Annotated in this window: 11 protein-coding genes; 2 read left to right on the forward strand and 9 right to left on the reverse strand. The window is 63.6% G+C overall.

Annotated elements, in window-relative coordinates; translation table 11 throughout:
* Positions 1-7: 7 nt before the first annotated feature.
* From A7Q26_RS11275 to A7Q26_RS11285, 3 genes are all read right to left on the reverse strand, one after another.
* The gene (locus tag A7Q26_RS11275; RefSeq protein WP_066859447.1) at positions 8-2,356 is read right to left on the reverse strand and encodes a sensor histidine kinase; all 2,349 of its coding nucleotides are present in this window, start codon (positions 2,354-2,356) and stop codon (positions 8-10) included.
* A gap of 170 nt (positions 2,357-2,526) precedes the next feature.
* Positions 2,527-3,936: an adenosylhomocysteinase gene (gene ahcY, locus A7Q26_RS11280; protein WP_066859448.1), complete on the reverse strand. Its 1,410-nt coding sequence runs from the start codon at positions 3,934-3,936 to the stop codon at positions 2,527-2,529.
* A 135-nt stretch (positions 3,937-4,071) separates the two neighbouring features.
* Positions 4,072-4,632: a YqgE/AlgH family protein gene (locus A7Q26_RS11285; protein ID WP_066859449.1), complete on the reverse strand. Its 561-nt coding sequence runs from the start codon at positions 4,630-4,632 to the stop codon at positions 4,072-4,074.
* 143 nt (positions 4,633-4,775) lie between these two features.
* Between A7Q26_RS11285 and A7Q26_RS11290 the strand changes: the two genes are divergently transcribed.
* Positions 4,776-5,258, forward strand: coding sequence for a peroxiredoxin (locus A7Q26_RS11290; RefSeq protein ID WP_066859450.1), 483 nt, complete (start codon positions 4,776-4,778; stop codon positions 5,256-5,258).
* Between the two features lie 82 nt (positions 5,259-5,340).
* Positions 5,341-6,795 carry an AMP nucleosidase gene (locus A7Q26_RS11295; protein ID WP_066859451.1) on the forward strand — a complete coding sequence of 485 codons (1,455 nt, stop codon included), beginning with the start codon at positions 5,341-5,343 and terminating at the stop codon, positions 6,793-6,795.
* A gap of 10 nt (positions 6,796-6,805) precedes the next feature.
* On the opposite strand, the gene A7Q26_RS11300 is transcribed toward A7Q26_RS11295, so the two are convergent.
* The 6 genes from A7Q26_RS11300 to A7Q26_RS11325 all read right to left on the reverse strand — a co-directional run bounded on the left by A7Q26_RS11300 (position 6,806) and on the right by A7Q26_RS11325 (position 14,906).
* Positions 6,806-7,954, reverse strand: a complete 1,149-nt coding sequence (locus A7Q26_RS11300; protein WP_066859452.1) for a GGDEF domain-containing protein — start codon at positions 7,952-7,954, stop codon at positions 6,806-6,808.
* A 31-nt stretch (positions 7,955-7,985) separates the two neighbouring features.
* The gene (locus A7Q26_RS11305; protein ID WP_066859453.1) at positions 7,986-9,794 is read right to left on the reverse strand and encodes a M2 family metallopeptidase; all 1,809 of its coding nucleotides are present in this window, start codon (positions 9,792-9,794) and stop codon (positions 7,986-7,988) included.
* A 53-nt stretch (positions 9,795-9,847) separates the two neighbouring features.
* Positions 9,848-10,609: an alpha/beta fold hydrolase gene (locus tag A7Q26_RS11310; protein WP_066859454.1), complete on the reverse strand. Its 762-nt coding sequence runs from the start codon at positions 10,607-10,609 to the stop codon at positions 9,848-9,850.
* 44 nt (positions 10,610-10,653) lie between these two features.
* The gene (locus A7Q26_RS11315; protein ID WP_066859455.1) at positions 10,654-11,292 is read right to left on the reverse strand and encodes a DUF2238 domain-containing protein; all 639 of its coding nucleotides are present in this window, start codon (positions 11,290-11,292) and stop codon (positions 10,654-10,656) included.
* A 9-nt stretch (positions 11,293-11,301) separates the two neighbouring features.
* Positions 11,302-12,327 (reverse strand): aspartate-semialdehyde dehydrogenase, encoded by a 1,026-nt coding sequence (locus A7Q26_RS11320; RefSeq protein WP_066859456.1) that lies wholly within the window; start codon positions 12,325-12,327, stop codon positions 11,302-11,304.
* Positions 12,328-12,683: 356 nt separating this feature from the next.
* Positions 12,684-14,906, reverse strand: coding sequence for a S9 family peptidase (locus A7Q26_RS11325; RefSeq protein WP_066859457.1), 2,223 nt, complete (start codon positions 14,904-14,906; stop codon positions 12,684-12,686).
* Positions 14,907-15,133 lie beyond the last annotated feature (227 nt).

The raw sequence follows: 15,133 nt of genomic DNA on the forward strand, positions 1-15,133 counted from the left end.
GTCCGTATCAGCCACGCGGCAGCTCGATCACGACCATGGTCCCCTTGCCCTTCTCCGATACGAGCTGGAGGGTGCCGCCATGGGCCTGGGCGAGTTGCCGGGCGAGTGGTAGGCCGATCCCCGCCTTGCTGCCGGCCCGCGCCTGCTCGGCCCGAGCGACCGGATCGAAGATCGCGCCCTGCTGGTCCGACGGGATGCCGGGACCATTGTCCGATATCACGATCCGGGCCTTGTCGATCCCGCCGTCGCCGTGGAGCAGGACGCGAGCGCCGCGGCTGCAATATTGCAGCGCATTTTCGAGGAGATGGTCGATGGCCTGACCGATCCGGCGGGCATCGCCCTGAACGCTGCCCAGCGAGGCTTCGATCTGCACGGCAAGGTCGATGCCCTTTGCCGATGCCTCGGCGCGCAGCCGGTCGGCGCTGGCCCTCGCGACGGTCGCGAGATCGACCGCGCTGCGATCGATCGGCAGCGTCCCCGCTTCCCCCTGGGTCAGGTCCAGAACATTGTCGATCAACATCGACAAGCGCCCTGTGCTCTGAAGGATACCGTCGACATAGTCCCTGGCGGACTCGCTCAATTCCCCCGCATAGCCCGCACTCATCATCTCGGCGAAACCGGCGATGGTGGTGAGGGGCGTCCGCAATTCATAGCTCATGTTGGTCACGAAAGCGGTCTTGATCTTGTCCGCCTGCTCCAGCGCCTCGTTGCGATCACGCAGCACCTGTTCGACCCGGCGGCTGTCGGTCACGTCGAGCATGGTGAAGAGCGCGTTGCCGTCGGGCAGCGGGATGGCGGCGAATTCGAAGATGCGTCCGTCCGCAAAACCAACATGGCCGACGCGCTGCTTGCGCTCCACCGTGGCGGCGCGGACCAGTTCGCGCACCAGGTTGGACTGCTGCGGTTTGGCGAGGCGCGACTGCACTTCGCGCATCAGGTCGTCGATGCGCGGATGCGTGGCCAGCATCTCCTCATTGGCGCCCCAGATGGTGCGGAACCGGCTGTTCCACATTTGCAGGCGTCCATCGGCGGAAAAGACGCCGATCGATTCGAACAGATTGTCGAAGGTCGCGGTACGGACCCGCAGCAGCGTGTCGCGCGCGCTCGACAGTTGCACCTGTTCGGTACGATCCTCGAAGATGAGCAGCAGCCCGCCGTCGGGCAGCGGCTGCGCATAGACGCGCAGATGCGTGCCGTCCTGCAACAACCAGTTTTCCTCGATCGGTTCGGGCGACAGGAACCAGTTGCGCCGCTCCGTCCGCCAGGCCGGGAAATCGCGATGCTCGGGCAACCGCCGCGCGTCGCGCATCTCGTCCAGAACACGCTCGAACAGCGGGGCGTCCGCCAGCGACTCCTGCCGCAGCCCGAAAAGGCTGATGAAGGGCTGGTTCCAGAAGCGCAGCGCCCGATCCGGGCCGAACCGCGCCACCCCCGCGGAAAGCCGGTCCAGCAGGTCGCGTTGCGCCGCTTCGAGGCGGCGATGCTCCACCCGCGCCTGTTCCAGTTCATGCTGGTCGACCGCATAGCCGGCGATGCCCGCTTCCCCCAGCGGAACGTCGACGACGCGCATCGTCCGGCGCTCGCCTTTGATGGTGGCGGGAACCATGCGTTCGACCAGTTCGTCCCGCGCCATGGCGTCGGCCGCTGCGGCTTCCGGCGGCACGCCGCCGACCGATTCGACCAGTTCCACGCCCTGCATGATGACGTCGCGGGCATCCACCCCATCGACTGCGCGGACATAGGCGCTGTTGACCAGGCTGAGTCGCAGGTCGGGTGTGCGGTGCCACATGGGGAAGGGCGCGGCTTCGACCAGTCCCGCGAGCGCCTCCAGCGCGTCGCGCAACTGCTCGACCTGCGTCGTCAGCCCCTGGATTTCCTTCTGGCTGTCGGTCGCGTCGAAAATCCACAGCACGACGCCGCCGCTTTCGGCCAGCCCCGGTCCGGCCGGCGCGCCGCGCACCAGCAACAGACGCGACGACCCCAATCCCCGCACCGGCAGCGCAAAGCTCTTGCCGGCGCGTTGCGCCGACGCGATTTCCTGCGCCAGCAGCGCCGCGTCATCCGGCTCCAGTCCGCCATCGGCCGCAGTCAGTTCCGACACGAAGGCGGGCACGCGCGGCTTGGCCAACCATTTTGCAAGTCGGTCGGCGGCTTCCAGCCGCCCATCGGGATGAATGATGATGGGCGCGGCCGGCGCCGACGCCAGCAGCACCGTCAACCGATCCAGCTTTCCTTGCGCCTGCGTGCCTTCGCGGCGCATCCGCTGGCCGCTGGTCAGCGCCCATAATGCCGCGCCGAGCCACACGGCCAGCACGACCCCCAATATGATGGCAGCGACGGGCGACAGCGTCGTCATTCGACCGCCCCCCTTTTCTGCTGAACCTGCCCGACCCTGTTCATAATCGGCACCGACCTATCGCATGTCGGGCGCAGCGGGAAGCGGGCGATCGAAAGATTTGCGTTCGCAACGGCGAAGCGCGAGCAAAAAGGGGGAAGACGTTGCAGCCTTCCCCCTTTTTTATCGTCTCAGTAGCGGTAATGATCCGGCTTGAACGGCCCTTCGACCGGCACTCCGATATAGTCAGCCTGCTTCTGGGTCAGGGTGCTGAGCTTCACGCCCAGCTTTTCCAGATGCAGCGCGGCGACCTTCTCGTCCAGATGCTTGGGCAGCACATAGACTTCATTCTTGTATTCGCCCGACTTGGTCCACAGTTCGATCTGGGCCAGCACTTGGTTGGTGAAGGACGAGGACATGACGAAGCTGGGATGGCCGGTGGCGCAGCCCAGATTGACCAGGCGCCCCTTGGCGAGAACGATGATCTTCTTGCCGTCGGCGAATTCGACTTCGTCGACCTGCGGCTTGATCTCGGTCCACTTCTGGTTGTTGAGCGCCGCGATCTGGATCTCGCTGTCGAAATGGCCGATATTGCAGACGATCGCCATATTCTTCATCTCGCGCATATGGTCGAGCGTGATGACGTCGGCATTGCCGGTGGCGGTGACGAAGATGTCGGCGCGCTTGGCAGCTTCTTCCATGGTCACGACTTCATAGCCTTCCATCGCGGCCTGGAGCGCGCAAATGGGATCGACTTCGGTCACGAGGACGCGGGCGCCGCCGTTGCGAAGCGAAGCGGCGCTGCCCTTGCCGACGTCGCCGAAACCGGCGACGCAGGCGACCTTGCCGGCCAGCATGACGTCAGTGGCGCGACGGATGGCGTCGACCAGCGATTCCTTGCAGCCGTAGAGATTGTCGAACTTCGACTTGGTGACGCTGTCGTTTACGTTGATCGCCGGGAAGGGAAGCTTGCCCTTCTTGGCAAGCTCATAGAGGCGGTGAACCCCGGTCGTCGTTTCTTCCGACACGCCCTTGATGGCCTTGACCGTCTCGGTCAGGTAGCCGGGACGCTCGGCCAGGAAGCGCTTGAGCGTCGCGACGAAGATTTCCTCTTCCTCGTTGGTCGGGGTGAAGAGTTCCTCCCCGGCTTCGACGCGGGCGCCCCAAAGCGCAAACATGGTGGCGTCGCCGCCATCGTCCAGGATCATGTTGCAGGTCGTATCACCCCAGTCGAAGATGCGGATGACATAGTCCCAATATTCTTCCAGCGTCTCGCCCTTGACGGCGAAGACCGGGATGCCGCGCGCGGCGATGGCGGCGGCGGCATGGTCCTGGGTCGAGAAGATGTTGCACGAGGCCCAGCGGATTTCCGCGCCCAGGTCGGCCAGCGTCTCGATAAGGACAGCGGTCTGGATGGTCATGTGCAGCGAACCGGTGATGCGGGCGCCCTTGAGCGGCTGTGCAGCGCCGAATTCGGCGCGCAGGGCCATCAGGCCGGGCATTTCGGTTTCGGCGATCTCGATCTCCTTACGGCCGAAGCCGGCCAGGCCGATGTCGGCGATCACATAATCCTGCGCCAGGGTGGCGGGTGCAGTGGCCACGAGCGTGTCTCCGTTGGTCTAGATTGTGTCCACGCCGACGGCTCAATCCGACGACGATATGGACCGGTCATTACCAAGGGGCCGATGCCAAGGCAACTCAATATAAAGTTTTCTTTATGTACCTCCTAAGAGGGATCAGGCCGATCCGGCGCCACTCACAAGATGGGACGAATCGATACCCGCGGCGGCAAAGATCGCAGACCATCGGCGGCGGGTCGGCGTGTCGAACAGCAGATCCCCGTCGCCGGGCGCGAGAAACCAGCTTTCGCCGGTCATTTCCTGTTCCAGTTGGCCGGCGCCCCATCCCGCATAGCCCAATGCGACCAGATAGCGCCGAGGGCCGCGCCCTTCCGCTATCGCCTTGAGGATGTCCAGCGACCCGGACAGCCCCCAGAAGTCGCTGACCTGAACCATGTCCTGCCCACCCCAGTCGAGCGAGTGCAGCACGAAGCCCCGGCGGGGCTCCACCGGGCCACCACGCAGCACCGGAACATCGGGCACCGCGCTGCCGTCTATGTCGAAACTGTCGAGCAGGTCGCGCAACCGCACCCCCTCCATTTCCTCGCCCACGGCAATGCCAAGGGCGCCTTGCGCATCATGCACACACAGGGCGATCACCGAATGATCGAACCGCATGTCCTGCATACCGGGAAGGGCGAGCAGGAAATGCCCACCAAAGAAGCGCGCATCGTTCATGGGTCGAATATAACCCACCGCAGTCGCTTGCCAAGGACGAGTGATCGCAGCAACGGGGCATTGCGACATATTCCGTCCCATGCCTTGACAGTCGACGCTCCAGGCACGACCTCCGCGGCGCGTTACAGGCCAGGAGACATACCATGACCATATCCAAGGGCGACCGCCTTCCCAGCACGACCTTTACCAAGATGACAGAAAACGGCCCGGAGGCCGTCCCGTCCGAAGATTATTTCGCCGGCAAGACCGTCGCCATCTTTTCCGTCCCCGGCGCCTTCACCCCGACCTGCTCGGCCAAGCACCTGCCCGGCTACATCGAGAAGGCCGAGGCGCTCAAGGCCAAGGGTGTCGACGAGATCGCCTGCACCGCTGTAAACGACGCGTTCGTCATGGGTGCCTGGGGCAAGTCCGCAGGCGCCGACGGCAAGGTGACGATGCTCGCGGACGGCAATGCCGATTTCGCGCAGGCCGTCGGCCTCACCATGGACGGCAGCAAGTTCGGCCTGGGGACGCGCGGCCAGCGCTTTTCCATGATCGTCAAGGACGGGATCGTCGCCGAAATCAATGTAGAAGCGCCGGGCGATTTCAAGGTGTCGTCGGCCGATCATATGCTGGAACAGCTCTGATCCGTTGCGCGCCGGGCGGTTGCCCGGCGCGCATTCCTTTCAATGTCTTCCTTCTGTCGTGCAAAGGCGATAACAGGAGGCGATGACACAAAGCATCGGCAGCGCAACGGTCGCGCAACTCGACCGCATCTATCAGACATCCATCGAAAATCTGCGTGAGGCGATGCGCGCCTATGCCCGCGATGGCAGCATCCCCCCGGCGCACGCACGCACGGATCGGCGCTTTTGTTATCCGGAACTGCGGATCACCCATCATAGCGACAGCGACGCACCGCCCCCCGGCCGTTCCTTTGCCCGCCTGTCCAAGCCGGGCCGCTATGCGACCACGGTGACCAGGCCGGCCATGTTCGCCGACTATCTGGCCGAGCAGATCGACCTGCTGGTCCGCGATTATGGCGTGGAAGTCGAAGCCGGACTGAGCGACCAGCAGATCCCCTTCCCCTATGTGCTTGACGGGCTCGACATAAGCGCGCTGGACGGCACGCCGCCGACTGAACTGGCGCGCTATTTCCCGGCGACCGAACTGGCGGAGATCGGCGACGAGATCGCCGATGGCCTGTTCATGCCCGATGCCGGCGGCGACCGGCCTCTCGCGCTGTTCGACGGATTGCGCACCGACTTCTCGCTGGCGCGGCTCAAACATTATACCGGCACGCCGGCGGAGCATGTACAACGCTACATTCTGTTCACCAACTATCACCGCTACGTCGATGAGTTCGTGACCTGGGCCTGTGGCGAGTTGCAGCGCGAGGGGAGCCGGTTCACGGCCCTTTCGGGCGCGGGCGGCGTCTATGTCACCCCCGAAACGGCGGACCCTGCCGGCATGATCGCCGACAGCGCATGGCGCAAGCACCAGATGCCGGCCTATCACCTGATCGCCCCCGATCGCAGCGGCATCACCTTGGTGAATATCGGCGTCGGCCCGGCCAACGCCAAGACGATCTGCGATCACCTGGCGGTCGTGCGTCCCGAAGCCTGGCTGATGATCGGCCATTGCGGCGGCCTGCGTCCGAGCCAGCGGATCGGCGACTATGTCCTCGCCCACGCCTATCTGCGCGACGACAAGGTGCTGGACGATATGCTGCCGCCGGAAATTCCGGTGCCCGCAATCGCGGAAGTCCAGGTTGCGATGGAAACGGCGGCCGAGGCCATATTGGGCGGCAATGATCCGGAGGACTTCAAGCGCCGCCTGCGCACAGGGACCGTCGTCACCACCGACGACCGCAACTGGGAATTGCGCTATTCCAGTTCCGCGCTGCGGTTCAGCCTGTCGCGCGCGGTCGGCATCGACATGGAATCGGCGACGATCGCGGCCCAGGGCTATCGCTTCCGCGTGCCCTACGGCACCTTGCTCTGCGTGTCGGACAAGCCGATCCATGGCGAACTCAAGCTGCCCGGCCAGGCCAACCGCTTTTACGAGGAAGCGATCGCGGGCCACCTGCGGGTCGGCCTGATGACCTGCGAACTGCTGCGACAAGAGGGTGCGAAGCTGCACAGCCGCAAGCTGCGAGCGTTCAACGAGCCGCCATTTCGATGAGAGGGTTGGATCAGGCCGCGCTGCGCGCGATGCTGACCCGGTTCTTCCCGTCCTTCTTCGCCGCATAAAGCGCCTCGTCGGCGCGCGCGACCATGTCCTCCAGTTGCATGTCGCCGGTCGCCAACTCGGCAACGCCGAAGCTGGCGCGCAGGCGCATGTCCGGAACGCGCGGAAGTGACAGGTGACTGACTTCCGCGCGCACCCGCTCCATGACGTCGGCAGCCGCGCGGGCGTCCGAATCCTGTAGTAGAAGGCCGAATTCGTCCCCGCCCATCCGACCGACTATGTCGCCACGGCGCACGGCCAGGGTCAGGAGTTGGGCAAAACCCTGCAACGCCTGGTCGCCGGCGATATGTCCGTGGCTGTCGTTGAGCGCCTTGAACCCGTCGAGATCGCACACGACCAGCGCCAGCGGCCGTCCATGGCGCCGGGCCTGCGCGATAGCCCGTTCGGCCGCTTCATCCAGGCCGCGGCGGTTGAGAACCTGCGTCAGGGGATCATGCCGCATCTGCCGCCGCAACTGCTGGGCGAGATCGCCCGCGACGACGAGGACCGCGGCAACGCCCGTCCCGACGTAGATGGACGGCATGAAGAGGCTCAGAATGGCGCGATATAATTGCTTGCCGTCTTCAGGGCCACGAATCATCGAGGCCGAAGCGGCCAGCGCTATCTGGACAAGGGCGAATGCGACCAGCAGCACGAAGAAGGCAAGTTCGGGCGAGGTAAAGCGCCTGTCCCTGGGCCAGAGCGACGCGGCGCTGATCGCCATCAGCACGCCCACATAGGCGGGCGTGATCATGCCCTGCATCACCTGGCTGCCGATCGGTGAAATGGCGATGGCCGTGGCGACGATCGCCAGCAACGCCGGAATGGCGAAAAGCCGGATCGACACCAGTCGCCCGGACCTTTGCCGGATGCCGATCGCCAGCAGCGTCGCGCTCGTCACCAAGCCGATGCCGGCAATCACGAACAGCGGACGATTCTGAAGGAAATAGCCCCCCGCATTGGCCAGCCATTGCAGCACCGCGACCGCATAGGAGGCCGTCCAGGTCAGGACATGCTTCTGGCGACCAAAATGCAGCCAGGCCACCGCCATGGCGATCGCCATGACGATGCTGGTGCCGAAAAGGAGAGAAAGGATGACGGCTGACACGCTCATGCGTCAGCCGTTTACCAAGATATACTCGGGCTTACCAGCCGCAAGACTTGCCTTTATTCTGTTCGATCAACCACTTCTGGAGTGGCGCGAAGTAATTGACGAGCGCCTTGCCCGACATCTCACGGCTTCCGGTAAATGCCTCCAGCGCATCGGGCCAGGGTTTCGATGCTCCCATCTCCAGCATCGCGTTCAGCTTCGCCCCCACCTTCTTGTCACCGTAGAAGGAGCAGCGATGCAGCGGCCCCTTCCAGCCGGCCTGTCGACACGCGGCGGCATAGAATTGGAACTGGAGAACACGCGCCAGGAAGTAGCGCGTATAGGGCGTATTACCGGGGATATGATATTTGCCCCCGGCGTCGAATTTCGTCTCATCGCGGGACACCGGCGGGACGATGCCCTGATATTGGAGCCGCAGGTCGGTCCAGGCCTTTTCATACTGACTTTCCGGGATCGACCCATCAAACACGCCCCAGCGCCATTTGTCGATCAGGAGGCCGAAGGGCAGGAACGCCACCTTGTCCATTGCCTGGCGGAGCAGCAGGCCCAGATCCTTGTCCGTTCCCGGCACCTTTACCGGATCGAGCAGCCCGATCTTCACCAGATAGTCGGGGGTGATGGATAGCGCCACGAAATCGCCGATCGCCTCATGGAAGCCATCATTGGCGCCGTCCAGATACAGCGGCTTCTGGACCTGATAGGCGCGCTGGTAATAATTGTGGCCCAGCTCGTGATGGATCGTTACGAAATCGTCGCCATTCACCTTCGTGCACATCTTGATGCGGATGTCGTTCTTGTTGTCCAGATCCCAGGCCGACGCATGGCAGACCACTTCGCGGTCCTGAGGCTTCACGATCTGCGACCGTTCCCAGAAGCTCTGCGGAAGCGGATCGAAGCCGAGCGAGCTATAGAAGCCCTCGCCCGCCTTCACCATCCTGACCGGATCATAGGCCTTGGCCTTGAGCAGGTCGGTGACGTCATAGCCCAGGTCACCCGCGCCCGCAGGCGCGACGATATCGTAGATATTGCCCCATTCTTGCGCCCACATATTGCCCAGCAGGTCGGCGCGGATCGGGCCGGTTTTCGGCTGCACGGCATCGCCATATTTCTCGTTGAGCTTGGTACGGGTATAGCAGTGAAGCTCGTCATAGAGCGGCTTGACCTCCGCCCAGATCTTGTCGGTCAGCCGAGCGAAATCATCGGCCGGCATGTCATATTTGGACCGCCACATCGCGCCTGTATCGGCAAAGCCCAGTTCCTTCGCCCCGGCATTGGCGATGCCGACCAGCCTGGCATAATCCTGCCGCATCGGCGCGCCGACATTATCATGCCAGCTGACCCACATTTCCTTCAGCTCTTCGGGGTTGCGATTCTCCCCCATCTGTTCTTCGATGTCGCTGCCGTTGATCGGCTGCCCCTTCAGCGTTCCCTTGCCCTTGCCGTAGGCGGACTGGAGTCTGGTCGCGAGATCGTTGAGCTGCTCGGCCGCTCCGGGCGTCGTCGGTGCGGGTAGGGTCAGTGCGGTACGCAGCAATGTCAGGCGGCGCTTCGTCTCCTCCGACAGGCCGGGCGCGGCAGCATATTTCGCCGCGTCCAGCGCATAATCGACCCGCATCTTCGTGTCGATCGCGCCGAAATAGGATGCGATCGCGTCGGTGTCGTCGGTGATGTAGGTCGCATTGATCCACTGCGCGCGACCGCTGATGATGGACTGGTCGAACAGGCTCTTCTCCGCCTTGGCGAGGAAGGCTTCGGCGTCGGCCGCCGTCGGCGCCTGCTGCGCCGCCGCCGGCGAAGCAACGAGGGCGGCCGCAAGAGCGGCCAGCGAGAGTGCGATTTTCATGGGGTTCCCCTGATCTGTTTATGCGGGGAAGCTGACTTGGTCAGGCGATACAGTCAAGCTGTCAGGAAATCGACCATAGCCTGCCCCAGTTCCTTGCGCGTGACCGCATTCATATGGTTGCCAGGAATTTCGACATAGCGACCATTGGGCAAAGTTTCAGCCAGTTCCTGCGCAATGCCATTGTCCTGATCGTCGGCGCCGCAAATTATTTCGGTTGGCTGCTGGAAGCGAGCGATCACATCTTCGGGCGTATCGACGAAGGTGTTGAGGATGTTGAGCATCGCCACCGGATCGCCCTTGGTGGTCTTGAGGAACGCTTCGGTCATCCACTCCGACGTGCCCCGCTCGAACGTGCCCAGGTTGGTCAGCACATTCCTGTAATAGCCGCCCTTGTCCAGCGTCCTGACGAGGCCGCGCAGCCCCATCCCGGCCAGGATCACGCGGCGCGGCGTTGCCCCCCGCGCCAACATCCGCACCGTCGTCCGCGCGCCAAGGGAATAGCCGCCGAGATCATAATCGGTCAGGCCCATCTGCTCCACCAGCGCCAGATTGTCGTCGGTCAGCGCATCGGGCGGATAGGCCGCGGCGTCATGCGGCTTGGCGCTTTCGCCATGACCGCGCAGGTCGGGCAGGATCAGGCGAAAACCGGCCTCCACCAGCCGCGCGGCATGGCCGTAGCGAATCCAGTTCGTCCAGGCATTGGAGAAATAGCCATGGATCAGCACGAGATCGCGGCCCTCGCCCACGACATGCACCGCGATCGGCAGCCCATCCCGGCCCTTGATGTCATGGCGTTGGATCGGCAGGTCGGTCATCGGCGCATTTCCTTGTCGGACAGGGTCGGCTTGCCGATATGGCGTCATCCCCGGCGGCGCAAGAGCGCGATGAGCGCGACCGCGCTGCCGACCTGTGCGGCCGCCATATCCTTCTGCGCGTCCCACACATCACCCTGCTGGCCATTATAATAGTCCGCCGTCTCGCCGGCGGCGACGATGGTCAGCAACCATTCGAATATCTCATAGGCCGCGCTGCCCAGGCCGATGGCAGCGAAGGCGAAGGCCAGGCTCCAGCATCGCGACAACCCGCCATGCCGCCGCGCGCTTTCGGCGACCGGCAAGGTCAGCAACGCACCGAAAGCCAGATGAACCAGTCGATCATAGCCGTTGCGGGTCATGCCGACGAGGCTGGACAGATCCTGCCCGCTCACCGCCCGCGCCCATTCGTCATAGGGCACATAGCTGTAGATCCAGCGCGCGCCGAAAGTGTGAAGCAGGAGGAACAGCCAGATGCAGGCAAAGGCGGCGGTGGAGAGCGGCCAGCGCCGCAGCAGCCATGGCGCGGCCAAGATCAGCCCGACCGTCGGCCCATGCTGGAGCGGCGCGAGATCGGGATAGGGTTGCGCGACATTGGCAAGGCTGATCGCAGCGAGCAGCAACAGGATCATCCGGCGCTGCGCGATCGGAAGGGTCTTCCACATCGCGACAGCACCGGAGGTCATCGGGGCGACTTAGCCCTTCTTGAGGTGACGGCGGCCCAGCAGTTCGGCAATCTGCACCGCATTGAGCGCCGCGCCCTTGCGGAGATTGTCGCTGACGCACCAGAGCGACAGGCCGTTATCGACCGTCGAATCCTCCCGCACGCGGCTGATGAAGGTCGCATAGTCCCCGACGCATTCGACCGGGGTGACGTAACCGCCATCCTCGCGCTTGTCGACGAGCATCACGCCCGGCGCTTCGCGGAGAATGTCCTGGGCTTCCTTGGCCGAAATCTCGTTCTCGAACTCGATGTTCAGCGCTTCGGAGTGACCGACGAACACCGGCACGCGCACGCAGGTCGCCGTGACCTTGACCTTCGGATCGAGAATCTTCTTGGTTTCCGCGACCATCTTCCATTCTTCCTTGGTCGAACCATCATCCAGGAAAACGTCGATATGCGGGATCACGTTGAAGGCGATCTGCTTGGTGAACTTCTTGGGTTCGGCCGGGTCGCCGACGAAGATGTTGCGCGACTGTTCGAACAGTTCGTCCATGCCCGCCTTGCCCGCGCCGGACACCGACTGGTAGGTCGCGACGACGACGCGCTTGATCTTCGCCGCGTCATGAAGCGGCTTCAGGGCAACGACCATCTGCGCGGTCGAGCAGTTCGGGTTCGCGATGATGTTTTTCTTCGTATAGCCGTCGATCGCGTCCGGGTTAACTTCGGGCACGATCAGCGGCACGTCCGGGTCCATGCGATAGAGCGACGAATTGTCGATCACGACGCAGCCGGCCGCAGCAGCCTTGGGCGCATATTCGGCGGTCGGGCCGGAGCCGGCGGCGAACAGGGCGATGTCCCAGCCGGTGAAGTCGAAATGCTCGATATTCTTGCATTTGAGCGTCTTGCCGGTGTCACCGAAATCGACGTCGGTGCCGTGCGACCGGGGCGATGCGACCGCCGCGATCTCGTCAATAGGGAACTCGCGCTCGGCGAGAATGGTCAGCATCTCGCGGCCCACATTACCGGTGGCACCAACGACGACGACCTTGTAACCCATGACTAAAGTCTCCACTCCAATGCAATATTGCGGAGTGCGCGCCATAGCGATACTGCGGCGTTTGTCCAGAAAGAAGGGCTTGCCGGCCCGATAGCGCGCAGATTACCGCTCAAGCCCCGACCAACCCTTCCCATCCTCCTCACACCACCGGATCTTCAGTTGATGCAGTCAATGCCGCTGCCACCCCTGCCCCAGCGTTGATTACATCCTCGCCCTCCGCGAGATTTGGCTATTCCCGGTTTCATGTGACGCCGGCAGCGCTGGACAACAAGGGCTGGCGCAAATGGGCGATGCCGGTCCGGCGCAAGGACCGCTATCGCCGGGCGATCTTCCACGCCTGGCGATAGCCCTACCCGTCAGTCTGCGTCCGGCCCGCCGGCATGGGCAGCCAGAAATCGCCCGATCGTGCGCCACAGATGGACGCTGATGCCCGGCCCGCCGACGCGGTGGGTCTGGCCGGGATAGGCCATCATCTCGAACGGCACCGCCGCGCCCTGCATCTTCGCCATCAGTGCGGTGGCATTGTCGAACACGACATTATCGTCGGACATGCCATGGATCAGCAACAGCGGATCGGTGATCTTCGCGGCCTCATCGATCGCACCCGACGCCGGATAAGCGCTCGGCCTGTCCTGCGGCCGGCCCAGATAGCGCTCTGTATAATGGGTGTCGTAGAGTTGCCACTTGGTCACCGGCGCACCTGCCACCGCCGCCGCGAAGACGCCCGGCGCCTTTTCCAGCAGCTTGAGCGACATATAGCCCCCATAGGACCAGCCATAGGTAGCGATCCGCTTCGGATCGACATAGGGCTGGTCCTTCAGCCATTCGACACCCTTCAACTGGTCCTCGACCTCGACCGTGCCCATGGCGCGGTAGAGATGATCCTCGAACGCCTTGCCGCGATCGGGCGTGCCGCGATTGTCGATGGCAAAGACGATCCAGCCCCGGTCGACCAGATATTGGTTGAGCGCGCCGGACCATGTGTTCGTGACCTGACGCCCGCCGCCGGGACCGCCATAATGGATCATGAACACGGGATAGCGTTTACCCGGCTCGATCGGCGGGGTCATGATCTTCGTATAAAGCGTCGTCCCATCCGCCGCCTTCACCGTTCCGAATGTCGTCTTCACATGGCCGGCGACATAGGGGGCATAGGGATGGCTGCCCGTCAGCGCATTTTCGGACAGCCATTGCAACCGCTTGCCGCCACTGTCGGCCAGGTAGACCTGCTTGGGCTGGTCGCTATTCTGGCGCGTCACCACCGCCCGGCTGGCTGCGCCGTCCATGACGGCGTCGTTCCACCAGCCCTTGGCAGTCAGCGCACGCGCAGGACCAGGCTTGCCGAGTGAAGTCACATAGAGTTGCTGTTCCAGCGGCGTTTCGCGATTGCCGGTGAAATAGACCAGCCCCTTGGCCTCGTCCAAACCGACCACGTCGCGCACCTCCCAGTCGCCGCCGGTCAGCGCCGTCCATTTGGCGTCCCTGATGCGATAAAGATGGCCATGACCGCTTTTTTCCGACCACCAGAGAAAGCTGCCATCATTCAGCGGGCGGAAGTTGTTGGACAGGTTGATCCAGTTCTTCGCCGTCTCGGTCAGTACCACCTTCGCCTTGCCGGTCGCGGGATCGACAGCGAGCAGGTCGAGCCGCTTCTGGTCCCGGCTCTCGCGCTGGACATAGAGCGTCCGCCCATCCTTCGACCAGTTCACGCGGGCGAGATAGATGTCCGTATCGCTGCCCAGATCGACCTTTACCTGCGCCGATCCGTCCGGTTTCAGCACATAGAGATCGACGACGGCGTTGGGCGTGCCGGCCGCGGGGTAGCGCTGCTGATAGACCTTCGTCCCCTCCCCGCCGATCGCGGTGCGGGTGACGATGCCGACCGGGCCTTCATCGACCCGCGCCACCGCGATGCGACTGTCGTCGGGCGACCACCAATATCCGGTGCGCCGGTCCATTTCCTCCTGCGCGACGAACTCCGCAACACCCCAGTTTACGGTCTCGCTCGCGCCCTGCGTTACCTGCCGTTCGGCGCCATCGATCGGCTGGACAAAGAGATTGCCGCCGCGCACGAAGGACACGAACCCGCCCTTCGGGCTGACCACGCCGTTCAGTTCGCCGTCCGGGGTGTCGGTCAGCCGTTTGACATTCCCGTCCAGCCCGGCGAGATAGAGATCGCCGTCCACCGGCACCAGAACGCTCTTGCCGTCCGGCGACCAGTCATAGCTGGTGATGCCCGTGCTGCCCGCGACGGAGCGGTCACGCTCGCGCTGCATCTTCTCCGCTTCGGAAAGTTCGGCGCCCGTCCCGGTCTTCTTAGAATCGACCAGCATCCGCTCGGCGCCGGTCCTGCTGTCGATCGCCCACAGGTCGAGCCGTTCCTTCTCCTCGGCGCGGGGCTTGAGCAGGGTCACCAGCGATCCGTCGGGCGACAGCTTCAGCGCGCGCGGCTGGGGGCCTGCAAGATCGGGGCTGGCAAAGACGCGCTCCAGCGTCAGCCTTTCCTGTGCATGGACGGGAATGACGGGGATCAGCAGCAGCGCGCCGAGAGCAGCGCTACCTTTCAGATAGGGGGGCATATTCGTCCTTTCAGGCCGGCGCGCGGACACGCCGCTTCATGGCAAGAAGGCTTAGCGCGACGCGAATAAAAAGATCAATGCCGGGAAATAATCTATCCTGCCATGACCGCCGGGCCATGGTGGGCGCGACAGGGATTGAACCTGTGACCCCACCCGTGTGAAGGGGGAAGCCAATCCCATACAGGCAATTGATTCAAATGACATATTCGTCAATCCTCTTCTGCGGA

The sequence above is a fragment of the Sphingobium sp. TCM1 genome (assembly GCF_001650725.1).
Lineage (GTDB): Bacteria > Pseudomonadota > Alphaproteobacteria > Sphingomonadales > Sphingomonadaceae > Sphingobium.